This window comes from Thiocystis minor (assembly GCF_016653465.1).
In the GTDB taxonomy this organism is placed as follows: domain Bacteria; phylum Pseudomonadota; class Gammaproteobacteria; order Chromatiales; family Chromatiaceae; genus Chromatium; species Chromatium minus.
The window spans coordinates 1-5,148 of sequence record NZ_NHSQ01000189.1 but is presented as its reverse complement, the minus strand read 5'-3'; the positions used below and the strand labels follow the sequence as shown (position 1 = coordinate 5,148).

The window sequence follows — 5,148 nt, the reverse complement described above, 5'->3', positions numbered from 1 at the left end:
GGCTGCCCGAGTCAGGTTGGCCGATCTCCACCCGTTGACCGGCCAGGTCACGCAGATCCGTGAGCGCCGAGCCGCGTGCGACCAGCACCTGCACCGGCTCTGGGAACAAACTCGCCAGGGCCACCAGCCGGTCATTGGTCGCGCCAGCGCCCGGCGGCGCCGCAGCGGCCAGGTTGTTCTGCACCAGTGCCAGGTCGACGTGCCGGCCGCGCAGCAGTTGCAGGTTCTGCACGCTTCCGGCCGTGCTGCGCGCGTCCGCGGTGCGCCCCCGCGCGGTCAGTGTCTGGGCGAGCAGGTCCGCCACCCCCTGGTACTCCCCGTCCGGGGGACCGCCGGCCAGGGTCAGTACGCAGTCCAGCCGGTCCAGGCGCTCGGTGATGGTCGTGTAGGCGTTCCCCAACTCCTCGGCGATGATCTGACGCTGGCGGTTGGGGTCGGCGCTCTGGCGTTCGTAGAGTTGCATCAGGCGCGCGAAGAGTCGCTTGGATTGGGCGCTGGTCGCCGGGCTCAAGGGGGCCGAGGGGGTACCGACCTCGGGCAGGACGGTGGCGATCGGCGTCCAGGCGTCCCCGTCGCGAACGAAGCTCACGCTGCCGTGGACATAGACCCGATCCCCACGCCGGTTGCCAGCCTGGTGCAACCCGCTCACCCCCTTCTCGGTCGCCCCCAGGAGGGTCGCGAAGGCGGCGGCGTTGAGGTTGCTCCAGGAAGAAAAATCCAGGTCACGCGCGAAGGTGAGCACGGCGTTGTAGTAGACGATGAGTTGCGGCCGGCCCTGGCCGTCCGCACTCAAGGGACCGCGGCCCAGGCGACGCAGACTGGTCAGGGCGAAGGTCTCGGGGCCGAAAGCCTGGATCAAGCGCGCCTCGACGGTGCGCGTGACCTGGTGCACATCGGGGGCCTCCTGGCAGGCGCTGAGCAGCAGCGCGGCCAGTACGACGGCGAGCCAATCGCCGGGGATCTTGAACAATGGCAGGTGCATGGTCAGAACCCGAACCAGGGCAGGGCGAGATAGCCTTGGATCACCAGGGCGTTGGTTAAATCGATCAGGAAGGCGCCGATCACCGGCACCAGCAGGAAGGCGAGTGGCGAGGGACCGTAGCGGCTGGTGATGGCCTGCATGTTGGCAATCGCCGTGGGCGTGGCGCCGAGCTGAAAGCCGCACTGACCGGCGGCGATGACCGCCGCGTCATAGTCCTTGCCCATGATGCGGAAGGTCAGGTTGATCGCCAGGGTCACGACCAGCAGGGCCTGGAGGCTCAGGATCACCAGGATTGGCAAGGCCAGGCTCACCAACTCCCATAGACGCAGCGTCATCAGGGCCATGGCCAGAAACAGCGACAGGCAGACGGTGCCGATCAGTTCCACCGTCGGTCCGTCCACCCGGTAGCGGTCGCCCACCCCCAGTGCATTGCGCAGCAGGATACCGGTCAACAGGCACCACACGAAGGTCGGCAGGGTGAGGCCCGGGAGGGTCACGTGCTCGGCGAGCAGGGTGCCCAGGCCCAGACAGGCCATCAACAGCAGCACCGATTCCAGCAGCGATCCGGGGCTTAAGGGGCGGCGTTCATCGGTGGCGAGTGAGCCCGGTCCCTGGTCGCCGGCCGCCCCGGCGCTCGGCAGCAATCGGTGGCGGCGGATCAACCACTGCGCGACCGGTCCGCCCAGCATACCGCCCAGCACCAGGCCGAAGGTGGCACAGGCCATGGCCACCTCCACCGCCCCCTGGAGATTATTGACCTCCCCGAAGAGCTTGCCATAGGCCGCCCCGGTACCGTGACCGCCGGAGAGGGTCGCCGAGCCGCCCAGGAGGCCCATCAAGGGGTGCAGGTCCAGCGCGTGGGCGAGCCCGATGCCCAGCGCGTTCTGCAGCAGCAGCGCCAGAATGACGGCCGCGAACAGGATCAGGAGTTTGCGTCCACCCCGGGCCAGGGTGCGCAGGTCCGCGCCGAGTCCGATGGTGGAAAAGAAGACGAGTAGCAGGGGCGTCTGGGCGCGGGTGTCGAATTGCAGCTCCAGGTCGCCACCGACGCGCGCCAGGGTCAGCAAGACGGCCACCGCCAGTCCGCCAACCACCGGCTCCGGGAAGCTGTAGGTCTGCAACAGGCTCACCCGGGCGATCAATGCCCGGCCGGTGAGCAGAACCAGGATGGCGGCGACGGTCGTCAGCGCGAGTGGGATCTCCACCTGCATAGCACGGGCTCCAGTCGGAGTGGTCGCAGCGACCAGCAGATAGGACGCCAGGTTGCCGTAGCGACCGGCAGCGAACCAATAATTTTCGGGTTCCAGGCCCTTGTCCGCAATGCGCCGACCGCCCAAAATGGGCGCTCACCTGATCGCCCCGACCGGCTGACCACTCAGCGCGCCGACCCGCGGCATTCGCCACCCTGAGCCGATTCGGTCATGACGTTCGAGCACGAAGACTGAGGTTCCCCCCGAAATTTCGTCTTCCAAGGGTGACGTAAACTGACGTTCACACGCGACCTTCGCCCACTCCCTAGCGCCGTTACCAATGCTCGCTTCGACGCCCAGTACTTTCGCCTCGGCGCAGATCACGTCGGTTCACCCTGTCCCCGGCACCCGGGCGGGGTCGGGTCTCGTGCGTGATCGGGAACGGCTGCTGCTGGTGCAGGATGACGCCTATCGGGTAGCCTGGCTGGACCCGCATTCCCGGCCCATCCAGGCACGGTTCGTCGCGCTCGGTCAGAATTCCGGTCCGCTGCCCAAACCGCAAAAGCCGGACTTCGAGGCCGCCGCGCGATTGCCCGACGGGCGGGTGCTGGTCATGGGCTCGGGCTCGGCCCCCACGCGGCGGTCCTTCCTGCTGCTCGACCCGCGGACCGATGCCTTCGCGGTTCTCGATGCGGGGCCGGTCTATGACGCCGTCGCCCAAGCGCTCGGTGACAAAATCAACATCGAGGGTGTCGTTCCTCAGCCGGCCGGGCTGCTGCTCTTCAACCGGGGTAACAGTGCGGGCGGCAACGCGGTGGTGCGCGTTGGCGTGCGTGTCGAGGCGCCCTCCACCTGTGAGATCCTGGCCGTGACGCGCTGGCAACTGGGCGAGCTTGCGGGCGTTTCCCGACCCGTTCCGCTCGGATTCACGGATGCCGAGCAAGGACCGGAGGGACAGCTCTGGTACCTCGCGGCAGCCGAGGACACGTCCGACCCCATCGCCGACGGGCAGATCCTGGGTTCGGTCATCGGCGTCCTGGGTGCCGATTCAGGGTCGTGGACCCCGCTCCTTGAGGCCGACGGCACGCGCAGCCGCCGTAAATTCGAGGGGCTCGCCCTGGATCCCGACGGGACGGGCGGCTGGTTGGTGACGGATGCCGACAGCCCCGATCAGCCGGCCGAGCTTTGCCGGGTCTCGGTCAGCGGCCTGGCGCCCTAGCAGCCTGTCGGACTTGAGCAGCCAGATTGACTGAAAAAGGCCATCAAGAGGTTTTTTCCTCCGAAAAAGCGCCTTTTTCCGCCAAAAACGTATTTTTCCTGCGAATTTCCCTTACTGCGGACGCAAGACAGCCATGCGTTTAAGGTTCCACGCTAGGCAGACCAGGTTCCATTCGTTGCGCACGTTGTCCAGACCGCGCGTGAGAAATTGACGAAACCCCATCACCGATTTGATGATGCCGAAGACTGGCTCGACGGTCTGTTTGCGCAGAGCGTAGGTCGCCCGACCGGCGGGGGTCTGGAGGCGGTGAACCATCCGTTCGACCGGAGTCGCGTCGGGTGGCGGAGCCGGCGGATTGGCGAAACGCTCCGACCAATGGGGATGGTGTTTGTCGCGTTTGATCGCGATCAGCGGTTCGATGCTGGCGCTGTCGCAGGCCATGACGTTGGCCTCACTGAAGAAGCCGGTGTCGGCCATCAGTTGCTTGGGCGGGGGGCATGCGTCGGGGAGGGCGGCGAGGCACTCCAGCATTGGGGCGATCTGCTGCTTGTCGTTGGTCGCCTGCGTGACCTGCGCAATGACCACCAACATGGTCTCGGTGTCGACCAGCGCTTGGGCGTTATCGCACTGCTCAAAGCCGCCACCGGCGAGCGGCATGATGCGTGACTCCTCATCGGTGAGGTTGATCTGGTCCTTGGGACGTGGACCCGGCGTGGGCGGCTGGGGCGCTTTCCCGCCCGGTTTGCGGCCGCTGGCCGCCGCCTTGGCCGCGCGGGCGGCGAGCTTGGCCTCATGGTCGGCCTGTTCGCGCGCAAAGCGTTCCGCCGCCCGAACTTCGAGCTTGGCTTTCGCGATGGCGATCGCCGCCAGGCGATCCTCGCGGCGCTGGAGTTCTTCCGGCAGGTTGATGCCGTCGGGCACGTTGACCCCATCGGCCGCCTCGGCCAGAGCCAGGAGTTCTTGGACCTCGGCCTGCAGCTGCGCTTCGAGATCTTCGGCGTGCCCGTAGGACAGCGCGCGGTGGCGGCTGGCATTGGCGTGAATCCCTTCGGCTTCGCTCAGGACAGGCTTGGTCCCGTCCAGACTGACAGTGCCGAAGCGGCTAAGCTGGTTCTCGCGCGCGACCTGCAGCACCTGGACAAAGACCGCTTCGAACGCCTGGGCGAAACGCTGGCGGAAAGTCGCGAGGGTATCGTGATCGGGATGCGTGTTGGCGGCGATGAAGCGAAAGGCCAAGGAGTCGTCGGTGGCCCGCTCGATCTTGCGGCTGGAAAAGCAGCCGGTGGCATACCCGTCGATCAGCAACGACAGCAAGGTGGCCGGGTGATAGGGTGGACTGCCGCGTCCGGCATAGGCCCGCTCCAACTCGCTGAGATCCAGACCCTCCACCACTTCGACGACGTCGCGTGCCAGATGCCCTTCAGGCAACCAATCCTGTACCGAAGGCGGCAGCAGAAAATCGATCTCGCGGTTGATCGGGCGAAAGCGGCTCATCGGTTCGAACTCCACAGGCGTGAGACGGCTATTCTACCAAGTGGCTCGACCGTTCGGCAGCGGGAAAGTCCGACAGGCTGCTAGCGCCGACGGGTGGGGCTGACGTGTCGGCCGTCGGCGCTTGGGTTTGCGGGTCAGATATTGGGTTGGGAAACGGAGGAACAGACGCATGAGAGACCGGAGATGAGACCCACCCAACGCATGCCGAACGCGCCATCCGAGGCGGTGCCCACGCCCGCCTTGGCCTCGACCAGCGCGTCGGT

Annotated in this window: 4 protein-coding genes; 1 reads left to right on the top strand and 3 read right to left on the bottom strand. The window is 66.7% G+C overall.

Going from position 1 to position 5,148, the window contains the following annotated elements; translation table 11 throughout:
* Together CCR95_RS23840 and gltS are read right to left on the bottom strand one after the other, a co-directional pair.
* The coding region (locus CCR95_RS23840) for a TAXI family TRAP transporter solute-binding subunit (RefSeq protein WP_276570305.1) at nucleotides 1-982 on the bottom strand (982 nt) is incomplete at its 3' end.
* A gap of 2 nt (nucleotides 983-984) precedes the next feature.
* A complete protein-coding gene (gene gltS, locus CCR95_RS23835) occupies nucleotides 985-2,319 on the bottom strand; it encodes a sodium/glutamate symporter (RefSeq protein WP_242523468.1) in 1,335 nt (444 codons plus the stop codon).
* 193 nt (nucleotides 2,320-2,512) lie between these two features.
* On the opposite strand from gltS, the gene CCR95_RS23830 reads away from it, so the two are divergent.
* Complete coding sequence (locus CCR95_RS23830) at nucleotides 2,513-3,391, top strand: DUF6929 family protein (protein WP_201099101.1); 879 nt, start codon at nucleotides 2,513-2,515, stop codon at nucleotides 3,389-3,391.
* Nucleotides 3,392-3,502: 111 nt separating this feature from the next.
* Here CCR95_RS23830 and CCR95_RS23825 read toward each other — a convergent pair whose 3' ends face one another.
* Nucleotides 3,503-4,885 (bottom strand): transposase, encoded by a 1,383-nt coding sequence (locus CCR95_RS23825; RefSeq protein WP_201099099.1) that lies wholly within the window; start codon nucleotides 4,883-4,885, stop codon nucleotides 3,503-3,505.
* Nucleotides 4,886-5,148: the final 263 nt, after the last annotated feature.